Annotated in this window: 14 protein-coding genes; 9 read left to right on the top strand and 5 right to left on the bottom strand. The window is 38.5% G+C overall.

Translation table 11 applies throughout. The features are described 5' to 3' along the window. Positions 1-28: 28 nt before the first annotated feature. Positions 29-2848: an ATP-binding protein gene (locus GQR46_RS00610; RefSeq protein WP_007580583.1), complete on the bottom strand. Its 2820-nt coding sequence runs from the start codon at positions 2846-2848 to the stop codon at positions 29-31. A gap of 76 nt (positions 2849-2924) precedes the next feature. Here GQR46_RS00610 and GQR46_RS00605 point away from each other — a divergent pair, with 76 nt between their 5' ends. After that, entirely contained in the window at positions 2925-3497 is a 573-nt protein-coding gene (locus tag GQR46_RS00605; RefSeq protein ID WP_165739347.1) for a DNA-J related domain-containing protein, read from the top strand. A 22-nt stretch (positions 3498-3519) separates the two neighbouring features. Here the strand turns inward: GQR46_RS00605 and dbpA are convergent, their stop codons facing one another. Continuing rightward, positions 3520-4908 (bottom strand): ATP-dependent RNA helicase DbpA, encoded by a 1389-nt coding sequence (gene dbpA, locus GQR46_RS00600; protein WP_007580581.1) that lies wholly within the window; start codon positions 4906-4908, stop codon positions 3520-3522. Between the two features lie 191 nt (positions 4909-5099). Between dbpA and GQR46_RS00595 the strand changes: the two genes are divergently transcribed. From GQR46_RS00595 to GQR46_RS00585, 3 genes are all read left to right on the top strand, one after another. Then, positions 5100-7178, top strand: a complete 2079-nt coding sequence (locus tag GQR46_RS00595) for a TonB-dependent receptor (RefSeq protein ID WP_165739345.1) — start codon at positions 5100-5102, stop codon at positions 7176-7178. A 180-nt stretch (positions 7179-7358) separates the two neighbouring features. After that, a complete protein-coding gene (locus GQR46_RS00590) occupies positions 7359-8759 on the top strand; it encodes a M20/M25/M40 family metallo-hydrolase (RefSeq protein WP_165739343.1) in 1401 nt (466 codons plus the stop codon). Positions 8760-8845: 86 nt separating this feature from the next. Continuing rightward, positions 8846-9787, top strand: a complete 942-nt coding sequence (locus GQR46_RS00585) for a tetratricopeptide repeat protein (RefSeq protein ID WP_024589662.1) — start codon at positions 8846-8848, stop codon at positions 9785-9787. Positions 9788-9839: 52 nt separating this feature from the next. Here the strand turns inward: GQR46_RS00585 and GQR46_RS00580 are convergent, their stop codons facing one another. After that, positions 9840-10745, bottom strand: coding sequence for a DUF808 domain-containing protein (locus GQR46_RS00580; RefSeq protein ID WP_165729320.1), 906 nt, complete (start codon positions 10743-10745; stop codon positions 9840-9842). Positions 10746-10890: 145 nt separating this feature from the next. Between GQR46_RS00580 and GQR46_RS00575 the strand changes: the two genes are divergently transcribed. From GQR46_RS00575 to GQR46_RS00555, 5 genes are all read left to right on the top strand, one after another. Further along, entirely contained in the window at positions 10891-11172 is a 282-nt protein-coding gene (locus tag GQR46_RS00575; RefSeq protein WP_165729321.1) for an MliC family protein, read from the top strand. Positions 11173-11238: 66 nt separating this feature from the next. Beyond that, positions 11239-13269: a methyl-accepting chemotaxis protein gene (locus GQR46_RS00570; RefSeq protein WP_165739341.1), complete on the top strand. Its 2031-nt coding sequence runs from the start codon at positions 11239-11241 to the stop codon at positions 13267-13269. Between the two features lie 71 nt (positions 13270-13340). Then, positions 13341-14807, top strand: coding sequence for a 4-hydroxy-3-polyprenylbenzoate decarboxylase (gene ubiD, locus GQR46_RS00565; RefSeq protein ID WP_165739339.1), 1467 nt, complete (start codon positions 13341-13343; stop codon positions 14805-14807). 109 nt (positions 14808-14916) lie between these two features. After that, positions 14917-15630, top strand: coding sequence for an NAD(P)H-flavin reductase (fre, locus tag GQR46_RS00560; protein ID WP_024589658.1), 714 nt, complete (start codon positions 14917-14919; stop codon positions 15628-15630). A gap of 168 nt (positions 15631-15798) precedes the next feature. Then, on the top strand, positions 15799-16209 hold the full coding sequence (locus GQR46_RS00555) for a CBS domain-containing protein (RefSeq protein WP_007580571.1): 411 nt from the start codon (positions 15799-15801) through the stop codon (positions 16207-16209). A gap of 58 nt (positions 16210-16267) precedes the next feature. Here the strand turns inward: GQR46_RS00555 and add are convergent, their stop codons facing one another. Together add and GQR46_RS00545 are read right to left on the bottom strand one after the other, a co-directional pair. Then, entirely contained in the window at positions 16268-17269 is a 1002-nt protein-coding gene (gene add / locus GQR46_RS00550) for an adenosine deaminase (RefSeq protein WP_024592609.1), read from the bottom strand. A gap of 126 nt (positions 17270-17395) precedes the next feature. Beyond that, positions 17396-20083 carry a CHASE domain-containing protein gene (locus GQR46_RS00545; protein WP_165739337.1) on the bottom strand — a complete coding sequence of 896 codons (2688 nt, stop codon included), beginning with the start codon at positions 20081-20083 and terminating at the stop codon, positions 17396-17398. Between the last annotated feature and the right edge of the window lie 17 nt (positions 20084-20100).

The raw sequence follows: 20100 nt of genomic DNA, 5'->3' as shown, positions 1-20100 counted from the left end.
CTTTTTTTGTGTCTGGATTAAATACAGTTTAACTTTCATTATACTTTTTAAGTACACCCTGCAGCGTATCAACGAGCGCTTTAAAATCATTTGCACTGCTTTTTTGGCTTCTGCGTAGAAGTGCTCTGTCTAAATTTTTAGCCGATTGCGCAATTTCATCCAAACCAAACATTTGTGCAGCCCCTAAAATGCGATGGCTATCTTTTTGTAGCGCATCTAAATCTTCGCTTATAAAATGCTGCGTAATCGTTTCACTCTCCAAAGCAAAGCTCTGCTTGAAACTAATCACAAGATCGCTCATATCAACTTCATTTTGCTTTGTAATTGGCTGATCTTCTGCATTATGTAGGTGACTAGAAAGCGCTTTATAAAATGACTCTTTGTCTATCGGTTTACCTAAGTAACCAGTAAACCCTAACTCTAAATAACCATCCACTTCATGACTCATAGCATTTGCTGTTAAAGCAAAAATAGGTCGCTCAAAACCACATTGTTTTAATAGCTGAAAAGCAGAACGCCCATCCATCACTGGCATTTGAATATCGAGCAATACCAAATCTGGATATTCTTTTAAGCACTGCTCTACCGCTTGCTCACCATTTTCAACAGCAATAACCTCGAGTCCCATTGAGCGTAAATAACGACTTATTAACCTACGATTATCAGGATGATCCTCCGCAAGTACAACACGCCCTGCTAATTGCTTATTTGCCTTAGGAGCACTTTGAGTTTCAATCATGCTTTGAGATTTATTTACTTCTGCGCACGGTAAAAAGAACGAAAACTGACTGCCCTTTTTGTATTCGCTTTGTACGCTGATATAACCACCCATCATCGCAGCTAATTGTTGCGATAAGCTAAGGCCTAACCCTGTACCACCAAAGCGACGGCTAATGCTGTTATCAGCTTGGCTAAAGCATTCAAAAATAAGCTTTAACTGTTTAGAGCTCATACCAATACCGGTATCTTTTACAATAATAACTAGTCCTTGCTCACTCTTATTTAATGCAATAATGATCTGCCCTGAATGAGTAAACTTAATAGCATTTGCACATAAGTTTATAAGAATCTGCTTTACGCGTATTAAATCCAGCTTAGTGTAAAACTCATTACCCACTTGATTGTCTAAAATAAGATGTAGATTTTTTGCTTTTGCTTGGGTGATAAACATTGCGTGCACATCATTTACGAGCTCTACAATATCAAAGCACGAAATATTTAACTCTAATCTATTGGCTTCAATTTTACTTAAATCGAGTACATCATTTATTAAGCTTTTTAAATGGTCACTGTGACGCTGAATTACTCTTAATTCATCTTTAAGTGACTCAGGCTCATATAATTCATTAATTAAAGCATCTGTTTGCCCTAAAATAGCCGTTAGTGGAGTGCGAATTTCGTGACTAATATTAGCCAAAAACTGGCTTTTAACATCGTTGGCTTCTCTCAGCTCTTGTGCAATTGCCTGCAATTCTGCAGTACGTTGCGTAACTTGTTCTGTTAACTGCTGCTTAGCGCGTTTTTCTGCACCACGGCGATAAAGCGCAATACCAGTTACGACAACTAAAAGTAATAGTAAAAAAGAGAATAAAGTAAGCTGAGAACGCTGCGACATTTTTAGCTCTTGCACACGGCGATCTTGTTTAAGTTTTTCTATCTCTTGGTTTAATTGCGTTGCTTTAAATTGATGCTGAAGTACCGCTAGTGCATTTATAATTGCCGTACTTCTGAGCTTTCGCAACTCACTAATATATTTTTGTTGCAAAGCCATTGCGCTTGAATAATCGCCTTTACTGGCTTCAAGAAGTGCTTTGGCCCCCAAGCTCTCTCTAATTATTCGCTCACTACCATATTCATGAGCAAGTAAAATTGCTCTATCTAAATTTATTTGCGCCTCTTCTAAGTTGCCCTTAACAAACTGAATTTTAGCCAGCGCATGTAGCGCATTAAGCTCTAAATTATGGTTATCTATTTTAAGGGCGTAGTACTCACCTAATTTAGCTTGCTCGTACGCTTCATCCACTTTTTTTAATACTAAATTAGTATTTGCTAGGTTTGTATATTGTGTAGATAACTTATTGTAATCATTAGCTGAAATATAATAGCGTAGCGCTAGCTGGTAATAATGCAGTGCTAAGTCAAATTGATTACTCTCCATATGGGCAACACCCATATTGTTATATACCTGCGCAATACCGCTTTTATCATCTAATCGTTGATAAACCTTAAGTACATCTTGATAAAGACCAAACGCACTATCGTAGCGTGATAAGCGTATATAAACGCCTGCTATATTAAGTAGTATATCGGTTTTATCTTGCTCGCTGCCGTACGCCTCGTAGATAGCTTTTGCTTTTAAATAAAACTCTAGGGTATCGCCTAGCTTATTCATATTAAAATAGGCCAAACCAATATTATTTAATAAGTTTGCCTGCTCTAGTAATTGCTTATTCTTTTCTGCTAATGCTAGGGTACGGGTATATTCAATAATCGCTTTTTGAAATAAGCCTTGATAAAAAAGTACAACACCTTGCATTTTTATTGCACGAAAGTGCTCATCAGGGAAGAAAGTATCCGAAGTATGTTGTTCAAGTAATTTAAAGTAATGTAATGAGTCTTTAAAATTATCAACCGATAACGCAGTATTACCCAATGCCGAATAAACAGCGACACGCTCTTTTTTGGAGGCATTTTTATTAGCAAGTAGCATGTTTGCTAATTGTAATTTAGGCTCCCACTGCACTTCGTTTTTGAATTGCTCAAATAACGAATCATTATTTTGGGCATAGCTAGGAGCTATTAGTACACAGCATATAGTAAATAAGAGGCATTTTAACTTGCCCAGCATAATTTTAATCCTTCAAACCGTTACTTATATCAGTGTAATCTTTATTGAAGATACACCAACTACTAGGACCTAAACAATGCTTAACCCACTGATTGATGAGATTTTTGAGCTAATACTAACAAAGCAGGTTTGGCAAGTTCATACTTTAGCAGCAGAACTGACAAACCGCAGCGCTATGACCACTCTCGATAAAAGTCCTGAACGTGATTTATTTAAACGTAACTTTTTAATTATGAATGCACTGTACCAACTGCAGGCACAATTACGCCCTCAGAGTTTACTCATTTCAGCTCTGCATATCGAGCTTTTAGAAAAAGGAGATAATAGTTTAGTAACAACAAGCGAAAATTTGCGAGATTATTATTTAGATTGGCATAATTACGATACCAGAGAAGAGCAGATTGATGAGCTTTTAAATAGCTTTTGGCGTCAGTTTAAAACGATATCACCACAACAGGCTTTAAATGAAAATGAATTTAAAGCATTGGCTTTAGAATGGAAGTTACCTGAAAATTTCACTCTTAAAAATGTTCAAAAGCGCTGGAGACAACTTGCATTACAAGTGCACCCAGATAAACCAAATGGCTGTGAAGTTGAGTTTAAAAAAATACAAACACAATACGAGCAGCTAAAGGTAGCTGCTCGTTAATCTATTAATTTAGAAGTTTAAATTAACGAGTAAGGCGACGTGCGCGTATTTTACGCCCTTTAATATTGCCTTCGGTTAATTTACGAAGCGCAGGTTTTAATGAGTTACGCTCAACAGCAACAAACGCTACGTTATCAAGTACGTTAATTTTACCCACCTGACGACCTGCAACCCCATCTTTACCCGTTAAGGCACCTAAAATATCACCTGCACGTACTTTTTGTTTTTTACCTGAATCAATCATCAAAGTAACCATTTCAGGGCGGTACGGTGGCTTGTCTAATAAATTAAATGGTGGCATTTGCTCTGGAGTAATATCACGTTCGTAATGTTCGCCTATTTGAGCAATTTTAAACGCTTCTGCTTCACCGTAAATAGAACATGCAATGCCCTTTTTACCAGCGCGACCAGTACGACCAACACGATGCACATGTGTTTGCGTGTCATGTGCTAAATGGTAGTTAATCACCATATCCATGTCGTCAATATCTAAACCACGTGCAGCAACATCGGTTGCAACAAGTATTGAAGCACTTTTATTTGAAAAGTGAATTAACGTACGTTCACGATCGCGCTGTTCTAAATCACCGTGTAGCGAAACAGCACTAAAGCCTTCATCAGCTAAATCGTCACACACTTGTTGTGTTTCTACTTTAGTATTACAAAACACAACACAGCTTTGTGGTGTAAATTTAAGTAATAATAATTTTAGCGTTGGATAGCGCTGCTTATTATTATCCATTTTGTAGAAGTACTGCTTAATTGTGCTTTTGGCTTGCTCTTCTTCTACTTTAACCATTTCTGGATTTTTAAGTACACGCTTAGCAATTGCTTCAATAGCTCTTGGGAATGTTGCACTAAATAACAATGTTTGACGATTTTGTGGAATGCGCTCAATAATTGCATCAAGTGTATCTTGAAAACCCATATCAAGCATTTGATCGGCTTCATCAAGTACCAATGTTTCAACATCATCTAAACGTAAAGTACCTTTACGAATATGGTCATCAACACGCCCAGGTGTACCAACAATAATATGCGCGCCATGTTCAAGCGAGCCTATTTGTGGACCAATTGATACACCGCCACATAACGTTAATATTTTAATGTTATGGATACCGCGCGCTAATTTACGCATTTCAACCGCAACCTGCTCGGCAAGCTCACGAGTAGGACACAAGACTAAAGATTGAATACGAAAGCGTTTTACGTTTAATTTAGCTAACACACCCAAGCTAAACGCAGCAGTTTTACCTGAACCGGTTTTTGCCTGAGCAATGATGTCTTTACCAGCAAGTACAGGCGGTAAACTTTGCGCTTGTACAGGTGTCATATGCGCATAACCAAGTGTTGATAAATTATCAACGAGTCCAGCTGGTAAAGCCAAAGATGAAAAAGCAGTTGAAGTCACAGTAAGTTCCATAGCAATAAAAATAACGTGGGGGAAAGCCCCACTAAATATGCTGCTAATAATAGCAGAATTCGTAATTAGCAACCATTAACAAACACATAATAAAGTACGTTAACAAAAGGTGTTGAAAATGATAGTAGTTTGCATTAAGATCGCGATTGTTTTTTACATATCACTGCTGGAAGCAAACAATGAAACTGAATTCTCTTTACATAGCACTATTAGCAAGCATTACAACAAACACATACGCAAACACTACTGACCTTGAGCGTATAGAAGTAAAAGGTAGCTACTTTAACGATTACAAAGTAGATAACGCTAATGGCGCAATGAGAACATCAGCTTCTTTACTTGAAACCGCACAATCTGTAACCGTAATAACCGACACTATTATTAGTGAGCAACTTGCCACTACCCTTGGCGAAGTACTCACAAATGACGCAAGCTTAACTGCAGGCTCACAACAACGAAATCGTGAGGTATTTAACTTACGTGGGTTTGAGCTAAGCTCATCAACAGGTTATTTACGTGATGGACATCAGCATTGGTCGCACTACCAACAACCAATCGAAATTTTACAACAAGTTGAAGTAATTAAAGGCCCATCGAGCATTTTATATGGTCAATCAGGTCCGGGTGGCTTGGTGAACATGGTTACTAAAAAGCCTACAGCACAAACATTATTTAATGCCAGTGCCGATGTAGATCAGCATGGTTCAACTCGCTTTATGGTAGATGCTGCAGGCGCCTTGACTGAATCTGAAGATTTACGTGCTCGTGGTATTTTAGTTAAACAAGATGTTGATTACTGGCGTGAATACCAAAACGGTGAAAACCGCGAGCGTGACCGCTTTTTAGGTGCTTTAGTTGTAGATTACGATATTAGCGACAACGCATTAGTACGTGTGCATTACGACCGCACAGACGACGAAGCAGGTTTAGATACTGGCGCATGGATAGACGATAATGCCAATGTAATTGGTGATGATAAAACAATCCGTGATATGTCTTGGGCATTTACCGACATAACCGTAGAAAACCTAGGTGTAGACCTAGAAGTATTTTTAACCGATAACTGGCAAGTAAAGCTTGGCTATAACGAACAAACGTTTGAGCGCCAACGCTTTGAATCAGCACCGAATATGCCAAGTGACTTTGTTGAAGGCGATAGTTATGAATCTCGCCCTTACGACCGTTTTGATGATTGGCAATTTAAAACTGCATTTATTGATTTTATTGGTGAATTTAAAACAGGTAGCTTACAGCACCAATTTTTAATTGGCGCAAACTCGCTTGATTATTACTACGGGCAACGTCGTACCTCTGCCGACTCTTTTGATTTTTCTGCAGGACAAGCAGAACCATCTCGTCCATCAGTAAGCTATAAAACAGATGATACAGTAAGCGAAACTGAATACGACTACTACGGAATTTACGTTCAAGACTTAATTTCGTTCTCGCCTGAGTGGCAACTATCATTGGGTGGTCGTTACGACAAACAAACACGAGAAGATGCAGATAACGAATCATTTGTACCAAAAGTAGGCGTGCTTTATCACCCAAATGCTTCTGCAACTATATACGCTAGTTACTCAGAAGGTTTCGAGCCTCAAGGCAGCGAAACATTAATTGATGAAACAGATGTAAATAACGGTATGAAATTAGATGCTATTACATCTGAGCAAAGAGAAATTGGTATTAAATGGCAATTATTTGATGACCGCCTGATGCTTACCAGTGCTATTTTTGATATTAGCAAAGAAGGTACTCTTGTTAGCGAACAACTTGAAGTTCCTATTGGGTCATTCACAAGTGAAACAAACCAAGTAGGTGAACAACGCCATAAAGGTTTTGAGCTAAGCGCACAAGGTGCCGCTACTGACCGTTTATTTGTAATGGCATCAACTATGTACCTAGATGCTAATTTTGAACGCGATGAAGTATTGGAAGGTAAACGCCCTACCGATGCACCAAAATGGTCGGCATCACTTTGGACTCGTTATGAATTAAACGATGCAATTGCACTTAATGCAGGTGCTTTTTACGAAGGTGAACGTTTTGCTGATAGCGCCAATACAATTACTAAAAATGCATATACGCGTGTTGATGTAGGTGCAACTTATAAGTTTAACTTAAGTAATACCGATATTAACTTACGCCTTAACATCGAAAACTTATTTGATAAAAGCTATTTAGGTGGTGGCGGCACAAATAATGTAACTGTTGGCGAGGGCACAAATCTTCGTTTAGCTGCGCAATTTAGCTTTTAAATAAATGCCTTAAATAACAGCTTTAAAATATAGCCCGCGTACATTTACGCGGGCTTTTTTATATCTAAATATTCACACCTAACAGCATTAAACCTATTACAAAGCCTATTCATCTCATCTATTTTTTATCATGTTTGTTACATGCTCTAATAGCGCTAATTATTAAAAAGGCCTACCAAAATGAAAAAATTAATTACCGCACTGCTGCTTACTAGCAGTATGGCTGCAAACGCTAACAGCGCCGAATTTACCCAAAAGCAATTACAACAAGTAGACAAAGTGCGCACCTCTGCACTAAATAGTGATTTAAGTTATAAATTACTAGAGTCATTAACAACTGAAGTAGGCCCACGCCTTCCTGGTACCGAAAACGATAAAAAAGCCGTGGCATGGGCTCAAGCCAAATTTAATGAACTGGGCTTTGATAAAGTATGGTTAGAAAAAGCCACATTTCCTGAATGGCGCCGTTATAGCGAAAGCGGAAAAATACTAACACCAAGCGAGCAACCACTGCACTTAACTGCATTAGGTAACAGTATAAGCACGCCAAAAGATGGGATTACAGCGCCGGTTGTATTATTCGAAACACTTGATGAATTAAAAGCCGCACCGGCAAACAGTTTAAAAGGTAAAATTGCGTATATTAATTACCGTATGAACCGCGACATAGACGGGAATGGTTACGGACCTGCTGTAAAAGCACGCGGTACAGGCGCTATAGAAGCATCTAAAAAAGGCGCTGTTGCCTACATGATGCGCTCGGTTAGTACCGGTCATCATCGCTTTGCACACACTGGCGGTAGTTACTACAAAGAAGGTGTTACAAAAATACCTAACGTAACAATTGCTAACCCAGATGCAGATCAAATAGCACGCTTAGTTGCTTTAAATAAAGAAGTGTCGGTAAATATTAATGTGCAAACCGAAAGCCTTGGTGAAGGCACTGGTTATAACGTTATTGGCCAATTTAATGGTACCGAAAACCCTGAGCAATATGTATTAATTGGGGGGCATTTAGATTCTTGGGACTTAGGGACTGGCGCATTAGATGACGGCGCAGGCGTTGCACTAACAATGGCAGCCGCTAAACATATTAGCGATGTAAAACGCCCTAAGCGCAGTATTCGTGTGGTACTTTTTGCAGCTGAAGAGCTAGGTCTTTGGGGTGCAAAAGCTTATTTTGCAGAGCATAAAAACGAGCTAAGCAATATTGTTGCAGCCGCTGAGTCTGATTTTGGCGCCGATGTTGTATATGCTTTTGAGTCGAACGTAAGCGCAGAGTCACTTCCTGTAGTTCGCGCTATAGCAAAAGAACTTGCGCCGTTAAATATTGAGCACATTGGTAAAAACCAAGCGAATGGTGGCCCCGATCTAATTCCACTTAAAGCAGCAACGTCAGCGCCTATTTTTGAACTTGCTCAAGATGGAACAGATTACTTTGATTACCACCATACAGCTGACGATACGCTTGATAAAGTGACACCTGCTAAGCTTCGTCAAAATACCGCTGCATATGCTGTATTTGCTCTAATGGCTGCCGATGCAAAAACCACTATCAAGCCTAAAGCTCAAAATAAGTAATAACAGACATACTTACTTACAGTTTGTAGCTTTAACTAACACGCTTCTTGTTTTACCTTTAGGTAATTAAACAAGGAGCGTGCTTTATGTTACTTTTCAACACGAGTGAATCATTTCCACATTTTGCACAAATAACACGCTGCCCTCACTGCCAAAGCGACGCCTACCATTTAGTAAATAAAAGCCGCTATTTACGATTTAGCATTTTACCTATGCTTGCCTTAAAATTAAGCTATAAACGCGAGTGCTATCAATGCGGAAAAAGCGAACCTGTTAAAATACCGCAACTACCGTTAATAGAAAAACTAAGCCTACCTAAATACTTTATTGGCGTATTTTTATTGCTTTGGATTGTTTCGTTTTTTTATCAACAACACCTTGATACCGAGACTCAAAAGCAAAGCTATTTGAATACACCTAAAATATATGACACCTACTTAGTACACGCCGACAAATTTACACACGAACCCTGGACCCTAACCAATTTAAGAATTGCTCAAGTTTTAAGTTTTGATAAGCAGTTTATTACCTTTCAGATAAGCAACTACAGCTATAAACGTAATAATAGTATTACCTTGGCAATGCGTACCAGCCAACTAATTCAAGACAATTACTTCTCCACTAAAACAATCACCCTCCCTCGTGATGAAGTAAAGCGTTTGTATAAAGACGAAGCTATTTATGACGTGCTGCGACCTTATGCCAACAGCCTTTATGGCGGGTTTGTGATGTTTCCTCCCAAACCTAAGCCACTATATAAAGGTTTAAAACTCGATAAAAACAATCAACAAGGCATTATTTATTTTAAAGATAAGTTGTTTTTTGAAGCATTTAATAGCTTTAAGCTAGCTGCTGAAGCGGGTTCTCAATGGGGGCAATTAAATTTAGCGCAAATGTATCGTGATGGTCAGGGAATAGCTCAAAATTATCAACAGGCTATTTATTGGTATAAAAAGGCCATTGAGCAAAAAAATACTAAAGCACAATTTGAATTAGAATCACTTTGTAAAATAGCTAACTGTGAATGAGTGAATGAGTGAATTTAAATATAGCTGGCGCAACAAGTACGCCAGCTATAAACTATTTTTTAAATAACTTTGTATAACCTACATGTATAAGCACAACAACTAAGCCGGCAATAACACCTAGCAAACCATCAAACAAGAGAGGCGCTAATACTTCTCCTGTGCCGCCAGCAACAGACTGAGCATAGCTCGTTACATCCACTTGAGTATGATGCAATAACTCAACACCATGCACTAAAATCCCGCCGCCTACTAAAAACATTGCAATGGTGCCCGCAAATGCTAAAAACTGCATCAACCTAGGCGCTGCTGCGAGTAAGCCTTTACCAAGTAACTCTTTAAATTTATTAGCTGACACTTTAGATTCGTTGAGTAAATAAAGCCCGGCATCATCCAGCTTTACAATACCGGCCACTAAGCCATAAACGCCAATCGTCATTATAATTGCGATAACACAAAGCACTAAAGCTTGGTTAAGTAACGTAGCGCCTGCCACAGTGCCTAAAGTAATAACAATAATTTCGGCAGAAAGAATAAAGTCGGTTCTTATTGCCCCTTTTATTTTTTGTTTTTCATACTCAACTAAATCTAATTTTTCATCTTCATCTACCACTTCATTGTGATGAGGCAAAAACTTAGCAAATACTTTTTCAGCTCCCTCAAAACACAAAAACAAACCACCCATCATTAAAAGCGGTGTTATTAACCAAGGCAGCCATACGCTTATTAATAAAGCAGCGGGTACGAGTATCGCTTTATTTAAAAATGAGCCCTTTGCCACAGCCCAAACAACCGGTAATTCACGCTCTGCTGCAACACCTGTAACCTGCTGTGCATTGAGTGCTAAGTCATCGCCTAATACACCCGCTGTTTTTTTTGTTGCTACCTTACTCATTGTCGCAATGTCATCAAGTAAAGTGGTTATATCGTCTAATAACGTTAAAAGGTTAGTGCCTGCCATAAAGCTTCCGAGCTCAAAAAATATTGCTATAAACATAACGTAAAGCGCTACTTTCACCAACGGTTAATTTTGCTTTGTTATTCTTACATTAGATTAAAATTTTGCCCTGCGTTTTAACTTACTTTTAAAGAAGATGGGAGAAAAAATGAAAGTATATTTAGCATTAATCGCTATTTTACTAAGCTTAACCGCATGTAGTGATTTACAAACCAGTACTGCTTACCAATGCGATGATGAGAGCGTAAAACTCAATATTATTAATAATTCTGAAGCCGAAATTATCTTTAACAATAAAGTGCATGTACTTAATCACGAAAAAAGTGCATCAGGGAATAAATATATAAGTGAAGAGGTACTGTTTTGGGGTAAGGGAAATGAGGCCATGCTAATCATTGCTGGTAAAAAAAGACAGTGCATCAAGGTTTAACACAAAACCAACCAATAAATTACAGTAATGCTACAATAATTAAAGACCCATTATTGTTATGAAGTTATGCGTTCAATTGCGATCAAACATAAAATAATTTTAGCTTTTACAGCCATTGGTTTATTGGTGCTAACAAGTAGTGTGTTTTTTTATTGGTCATTAAACAAAATTAGCGTTAACAATACCCGAACCGAAAAATTAGCAGTTCCGGTACAACAGTTCAGTAAAGATTTAAGGCTATCATTACTGTCTATTACTAAATTTAACGCCTTAGCTTACAGCCAAGCAAACCTTGATTTACTTCAACAAAATAAAAAACAGGCGCAAGCTGAGCAACAACAATTTAGCGATATGCTCAATTCGTTAAGCACTCAACTAAATCAACAAATAACAATGCAAAATTTACTCACCAGTACCAACGCAGGCTTCGAGCAACTGACTAAAGTAAGTGTCGCAATGTTTAGTGCTAAAGAGAGTAAGTTTGTAGCGCAAAATTCCACCATAGAATTATCAGCAACGTTTAACGAGCAACTTTACAATTTAAGTTCTAACTTACTTGATATAGAACTTTTAGAAGTGCCTGCAAAACAGCAGGCGCTACTTAATGCGATGTTTGGAACAGCGACCCGTATAGATGATTTATTGTTTAACTTAAGCAATAATATAAAAAGCATTACTCAAACTACAAGTATCAATGATTTAAATAGCCATCAGCAAGATACCCTATTTCTACTAGATAACATCCAACCTAATTTCACCTATTTAGAGCAACAAGCGCTACCCTTTAATAATGCGTTTAATGCTAAAAATTTAACGGCTAAATTTAATCAATTAAGAGAGTTACTTAACAACGATACAGGAATTTATGCCCAACAAAATAAAGTACTCAAAAGTACTATTGCTGCGGCTCAAAATTTTGAACACTTTCAACAGCAATTTATAACAACAGAAGGTCAGCTTATTGAACTTAATAAATTGGCTGATGAGCGCTTTAATGCCTTACAAACTAATGCAAAGGCCGCCATAAATACTGGGATTAGTTCTGTAGTAATTATTACGCTTGTTTTAATTATATTGATTATCGCTATCTCTATTTTTACAACTCGCGCAATGCTAAAACCGCTTAAAAAAGTAAACCGCGATTTAGCCCGAATCGCCTCAGGTGATTTATCAAAGCGAAGCCATCCGCGCAGTAAAGATGAATTTGGTACTTTGCTAAATAACATAAATAAACTCAGTGAAGACCTTACCCAGTTAATTGGCGCAATTAGTAGCGACGCCCATGAACTAGACCGCAGCGCTATTAAAACCAGTGAAAAAGGTCAGCAAATGACGGTTGTTGCACAACAGCAGTTGGAGCGAAGCGCACAGGCAACATCGCTTGCACAAAATATGCTAACTAACTCACAAGCGGTTTATGAACAAGCAGATAAAACATCAAGTGAAATAACCAATGCATCGCAATTTGCCAATGACGTAAACAAGATTGCTAATACAAATAGTCTAAGTATAGAAACTTTATTACAGCGCCTTGATAAAGCAGTAGGCAGCACTGAGGAACTAGCCCAACACACTCAGCTTATTGAAGCCATTGTTGAAACAATTAGCAGCATTGCCGAGCAGACCAACTTATTGGCACTCAATGCTGCAATTGAAGCAGCGCGAGCGGGTGAAAACGGACGCGGGTTTGCTGTAGTTGCTGATGAGGTTCGATCATTAGCTGCACGTACACAGACCTCGACTAGCGAAATAAACACCATGATCCAAACATTGCAACAGCACACTCAAACAACTCAAGAACACATTACCGATGGCCAACACCAAGCCAAGCAATGTGTTAAAAACAGCACTGAACTAAATAAAGCCGTAGAGCGTATTAAAAGCACATTGTTGTCTGTTAATCAGATGAGTGAGCAGATTGCTCATGCATCACATGAGCAATTGACTAACAGTAACGACATTCAAAAAATAATGGCCAAGGTGACAGAGCAAGCAACCTTGAATGCCAAAAACGCGACAACCCTAGCAAGCGAAAGTGAAGACGTAAATCAACTTGCACACTCCTTAACAAGTGCCGTAGAGCGCTTTAAGTTTTAAGTGCAAGTAATGACTTGGCTTGCATGAAATGGGTATAATACTTCAACTCTTTTGCTTAATAGCGGCCCACAATGAAATATAAAGATCTACGTGATTTTATCGATTTGCTTGAAAAAAAAGGCGAACTTAAACGTATCACCCAAGAAATCGACCCGTATCTTGAAATGACCGAAATATCTGATCGCACATTGCGTGCAAAAGGCCCTGCGTTATTATTCGAAAATCCAAAAGGCTACGATATGCCGGTGCTTACCAACCTATTTGGTACACCAAAACGCGTAGCAATGGGCATGGGCCAAACAGATGTTAGCGAGCTTCGCGAAGTGGGTAAGCTACTCGCTTTTTTAAAAGAACCTGATCCACCAAAGGGTATTAAAGAAGCTCTAGGTGCTATACCTATTTTTAAGCAAGTGCTTAATATGCCTGAAAAAGAAGTTAAAAAAGCGCCTTGCCAACAAGTAGTTTTAGAAGGTGATGATGTAGACTTAACTAAATTACCTATTCAACATTGTTGGCCAGGTGATGCAGCGCCATTAATTACTTGGGGCCTTACAGTTACTAAAGGGCCTTATAAAAAGCGCCAAAATTTAGGCATTTATCGCCAGCAATTATTAGGTAAAAATAAAATAATTATGCGTTGGTTGTCGCATCGTGGTGGCGCGCTTGATTTTCAAGAATGGTGTAAAGAAAACCCAGGACAGCCTTACCCTGTCTCGGTAGCACTAGGTGCCGATCCAGCTACTATATTAGGTGCAGTAACGCCTGTACCCGACACATTAAGCGAATATGCATTTGCTGGTTTATTACGTGGTAGCAGAACCGAAGTTGTAAAATCTATTTCCAATGACTTGCAAGTCCCTGCCAGTGCAGAAATAGTACTTGAAGGTTACATTATGCCAGGTGAAATGGCGCCAGAAGGCCCTTATGGTGACCATACCGGTTACTATAATGAAGTAGATGACTTTCCAGTAATGACGGTAACTCACTTAACGCATCGTAAAGATCCTATTTATCACAGCACATTTACTGGCCGTCCGCCTGATGAGCCTGCAATTTTAGGTGTAGCACTTAATGAAGTGTTTGTGCCGATATTACAAAAGCAATTTCCTGAAATCGTCGACTTTTATCTGCCGCCTGAAGGGTGCTCGTACCGTATGGCGATTGTAACAATGAAAAAACAATATCCTGGCCATGCCAAGCGCGTGATGATGGGGGTTTGGTCGTTCTTACGTCAGTTTATGTATACCAAGTTTGTAATTGTGTGCGATGACGATATTAATGCCCGTGATTGGGAAGATGTTATTTGGGCTATAACAACCCGAATGGATCCTGCTCGCGATACAACATTAATAGAAAACACACCTATTGATTATCTCGATTTTGCATCGCCAGTCTCTGGCCTGGGTTCAAAAATGGGAATGGATGCCACCAATAAATGGCCTGGCGAAACCACCCGCGAATGGGGCGAGCCTATTGTTATGGATAAAGACACCAAAGACCGCGTAGATGATATTTGGGAAAGCCTTAATATTCTTTAAGTGTTTATATGTAAGTACATAACAGGCTATAAAATAACCCTGCAGATATGCTAGAATCGAGTCATTCGATTGCGTATCTGCTGTTTAAAGCGCTGCTAAAAGGTAAAAAATGCAAACATTAAAAGCTGAAGTTGTAGCTATCAGCCCACTTACAGAATTTGTTCACAAAGTAATTTTAAAGCCACAACAACCTGTGACCTTTGAAGCTGGCCAATACATGCAACTCGTATTGGGCGAAAAAGACAAACGTGCTTTTTCTATAGCTAGTCGCCCTTCACAGTGCGATGCAATAGAACTGCATATTGGCGCGTCAGGTGCCGATTCGTATGCAATGCAATCGCTGGAACATTTACGAAACGCGCATACCACTGGGCAGTTAGTAGACATTGAAGCTGGCTTGGGTATTTCACAGTTGCGCCTGCAATGTGAGCGCCCTATTATTTTACTTGCCGGTGGCACTGGTTTTTCATACGCAAAATCAATGGCTGATCACTTAGCTGAAATTAAGTGCGACCGTCCTGTATTATTTTACTGGGGTGTAAAAGAAGAGTCAGCTTTATACGCACATACAGAAATGCAAACATGGGCCGATAGCCACAAAAACTTTGAGTTTATCCCTGTGGTAGAAAATCCATCTGCTAATTGGCAAGGTCACACTGGCTATGTACATAAAGCGGTAATGCAAGATATTGTATCACTTGAACCATACGATATTTATATGGCCGGTCGTTTTGACATGATAGGTATTGTCCGTGATGACTTTATTACTCATGGTGCAATTCGTGAAAACATGTACGCAGATGCATTCGCATTTATCAAATAATTGAAATTAACTTTCAGTTATGAATAAAGGCACCTAATCGGTGCTTTTATTTTATATAACAACAAATACTTAATAGTTAAAACCTATCAATCTCATCAACATAAACAATTTCCTAAATCCCTATCTATAAACCATACTTTGTATAGAACATCAGCGGGAGAGACCCAAATGCTAAATACAAAAGTAAAAGATTTTATGCAACGCAAGTTGCCAAATATCACACCAGATACAGAAATGACAACAGCCATAGCAGAACTACAAAAATTTAAACTACTTGGCGCACCAGTATTTGATAAAGATAAATGCCTAGTCGGATTTATATCTGAGCAAGAACTATTAAAACCACTTACGCAAAGCAGTTATTTTTGTGATGGGATGGTTAAAGTATCGCAACTTATGCAAACAAAGGTAGTGACCGTTAGCGGCGATACCAATATTATTGAGCTTGCAGAGCAAATGCAGCCCGGTAAACCAAAAAACTACCCTGTTGTAGAGGGTGTTAAAGTAATCGGCATGATCAGCCGAGCAGATGTACTTAAAGCACTTTACGATAATTACATGAGCTGCCAAACACACTAAATTGCAGATAACAAAATGCCGCTTATAAAGCGGCATTTTTAATGTGTATTAAATAGAGTTAACGTGCGCTAACGATTGCTGAAAGTTCTTTTTTATCGCCATCGCTTAAAAATGCTATTTCTAATGCATTTTTTTGGGCTTTTTCCATATCAGCTTGAGATAAGCCCGCTTTAGGTGCTGCAACGGTATATTCGTACTCAATTTCAATGCCTTCAACCGCAGGGTCATCAGTATTAATACACGCTAAAATACCGTGATCTAAAAACTGTTTAAGTGGGTGCTTAGCTAAATCGTTTACTGTACTGGTTTGAATATTACTTGTTAAGCACGACTCAATACCAATACGGTTATCGCGTAAGTAATCCATTAGTTTTGGATCTTCAATAGCTTTAACGCCATGCCCTATTCGGCTTGCACCTAACTCATTAATTGCTTGCCAAATACTTGGAGCACCGAGTGCCTCTCCAGCATGAATAGTCGAAGCTAAATAAGCATTTCGTACTTGTTTAAAGTGCTCTACAAACAACTCACCAGGAAAGCCAATTTCGTCACCGGCTAAATCAACAGCGACTAAATCATTTTTAAATGCGAGTAAAGCATCAAGCTCTTTTTGACATGTTTTTACGCCATAAGTACGCGATAAAATACCAATCAAGTTAGCTTTTATATTTGCATCCTTTGTTGCTGATTTAATACCATCAACAACCGCCTCTACAACCCCTTCTGGGTGTAAACCTTGGCTTTGTGCCATGTAGTAAGGGCTAAATCGAAGCTCTACATAATCAAGGCCTTGTGCTTGTGCATCTTCAATGTTTTCAATCGCTATGCGTCTACACGCATCGTAGTCGCCAAGTACAGTGACACCCCAATCTAACTTTTGTAAAAAAGCCATAAGGTTTGGCTCAGGGTCAATAACTTGAACATGAGGAATTAATGCCTCAACGTTATCTGCAGGTAACTCTATATTAAACTGACGACCAAGTTCTAATATGGTTTGCGCACGTACATTACCATCTAAATGACGGTGAATATCTAGCAAAGGTAATTTTCTATTGATCATAATAGCAACCCAGTTTAGTTAAATTTGCGCGCATGATACGCAGATATAGTTATTTTTCAAGTCTATATGGTTTGCGTTAAGTTTAAGCGGTCATATGTCTGCTTTTTGTGCAAAAAATAACGTTACTTATTTATTTGATAAATAATGCCAAAGAGTTTTAAAAAGCGTATTTGCATCAATAGGTTTGGTAATATAACTATTCATTCCAGAGGCTAATGCCTTTTTAACGTCATCGTCATGGGCGTTCGCCGATAGCCCTATTATGGGTAAATCAATTAACCCTAAATCACAACGAATTACTTTTGTTGCTTGGAGTCCATCCATTTTTGGCATCTGAATATCCATAAGAACAATGTCGTAGCTATTTTCGGTTAGCTTTTCTATGGCTTCAAAACCATCATTAGCAATGTCGGCAATACACCCTTTTGTTTTTAAAATGGCACTGGCAACATGCTGGTTAAGTGGGTTATCTTCGACTAAAAGTAACTTATAGTTTGCGAATGATAAGGTACTTACATCTATTTCGTCGTATTGCTGTTGAATTTGCTCTGCCTTTGGTAAAGGCGATATAAGCGGCAAACTAAATGTAAATGTAGAACCTTTACCTTCATAACTGACTAAATCAATTGCACCACCCATTAACTCAACCAGCTTTCTGCAAATACTTAACCCTAAGCCTGTACCACCATATTGACGTGAGGTTGAGCTATCGGCTTGCGCAAACGGTTTAAACAATTGTTTTTGTGCTTCGCTACTAATACCAATACCCGTATCGTTAATACTAAAGTAAGTCATTTTTTTCGACTGCCAAATTTTCAGAGTGATCTCACCTTCCCCTGTAAATTTAACCGCATTATTGAGCAGATTCAGCAGCACTTGTTTTAAGCGGATTGGATCGGTATTAATGACCAAATTTGATGTTTTATCAAAATCTAGACTTAACTTTATTGATTTAATGTCAGCTTCAAACTGAAGTAAATTAAGCATTTCATCCGCTAAACTCGCTACATTAATAGGCTCTTGCATTAAGTCTAGCTTGCCTGCTTCCATTTTTGAAAAGTCGAGCACATCGTTTAATACCCGCAGTAAAACACCCAGTGCTCCATCTGCTTGTTCAATGTAACTTCTTGCTTGTTGCCAATCATTCTGTTGCAGCGCTAAATAATGCAGCCCTTTTATACCGTTAATAGGGGTACGGACTTCGTGACTCATGTTTGCTAAAAACTGTCCTTTAATATGACTCGCTTCATCTGCTTTTTGTTTTTCTTTGCGTAATGTATGCGTTTGCTTAGCCACTTGTTCGCGAATTTGTATGTTTGTACCTGTAACTGAAATCAAAAATGTAATCAGTAACCACACAAACAACATACCTACTATTTGTGCAAGCCAATACATTAACCAAGACGTTCTAACTATTGGTTCATATAACTCGACCTGCCACATGCGTTTGCCAATCAACAATTGATATTCTTTAAACAGCGTTTGCGAGTTATCGGTATCGGCAATATAAATTGCCTGCTTTTTCCCTGGTATCGTTGTATCAAAAAAACTGACTGAAATTGAGTTGTTGTGATCAAATAATAGTGTTTGCGATAAGCGTTTCAGACTGACAATCGCTGCCACAAAACCTTGAAAATCATCTTCGGTAGACGACTCTCCAAAAACAGGATATAAAAAAAGCACACCGTCTTCAGCTGTATTTTGGACTAAATTAATTGGCTCACTTAGTGCAAGTTCATTAAGCTCTTTCGCTTTGCTAAGCGCTGCACCTCTTACTTTACTAGAAGCTAAATCAAACCCTAAAACACCTTCATTATCTTTTAAGGGATATACATATTTTACAGGAAAGTAATTACTACGAGTACCTGCAGGTTGCCAACCTCCATCAAGTGACTTTTCTTTTATGTATAAAGTTTTGCCTGTGGCTGTATTTTCATGTGTTTCAAAATCTGCGAGTTTATTTGCTGGTACATAAGGTATCCATTCAAATGCTAAAATTTCTTGGCTATAGTCCAACTGCTTTGAAGTAAATTGTTTAAACTCTTTAAAGTTCACGTCATTACTACTAGCAAAAAATGTAGCTAACAATCCTAAGTGAGCAGTAATACCATCGAGCTTCTGGCTTATAGCATTTTGCACAGTAAGTATTTTGGCTTCTTGCTTTTGAATGTCTTTTTCTTTTTTTACACTGGCAGCGCCATAAAAACTAACGCTGATCAGTATATAAATTAATAGTGAAGGTAAAATTACCAACATACGGTGGCGTACTTGCGTGTAATTAAAGGCTGCGAGCATGAGTGGAGTAAATATAAGTACACCGATACTGTCACCAATCCACCATGCTATAAAGCTATCAAAAATAGCATGCGTAGGGATCACATTATTCAATGCTAATAAGCTAGTTCCCACACCTGCAGCAATAACACAGCATATTGGCCCTGCTACTATTAGGCTCTGCACACTGTGTTTTAAAGAAGATAAATCTAGTGGAGCCTTTATAACATTTACTATGATTTGACGACCAATCCAAGCCTGTAAAACAGAGGCTAAAGTGACGCAAATAGCTTGTAAAAGCACATTAAAATGAAGAATATCTACGGTGTTATCAAGATGAATTAAGTTAGTACAGAAAGCACCAAGAATAAGGCCAATAAATGACTTACGTCCCCAAATTAAAAAGCTCGCTAAAGCAATTCCTGAGGGCGGCCAAGAGGCGACCGCATAGCCATCAACAGAAAGAAGTGAGTTGCTAAAATACCCAGTAAAGAAGTAAGCACAAGCCAAGCTAAGGGTTAATATTAAAAACTTTCTCAATGCTTGTGCTCCTGAAC

The sequence above is a fragment of the Pseudoalteromonas sp. Z1A6 genome, from assembly GCF_011378745.1.
Taxonomy (GTDB): Bacteria; Pseudomonadota; Gammaproteobacteria; order Enterobacterales; family Alteromonadaceae; genus Pseudoalteromonas; species Pseudoalteromonas arctica.
This window is presented reverse-complemented; position numbering and strand designations above follow the sequence as displayed.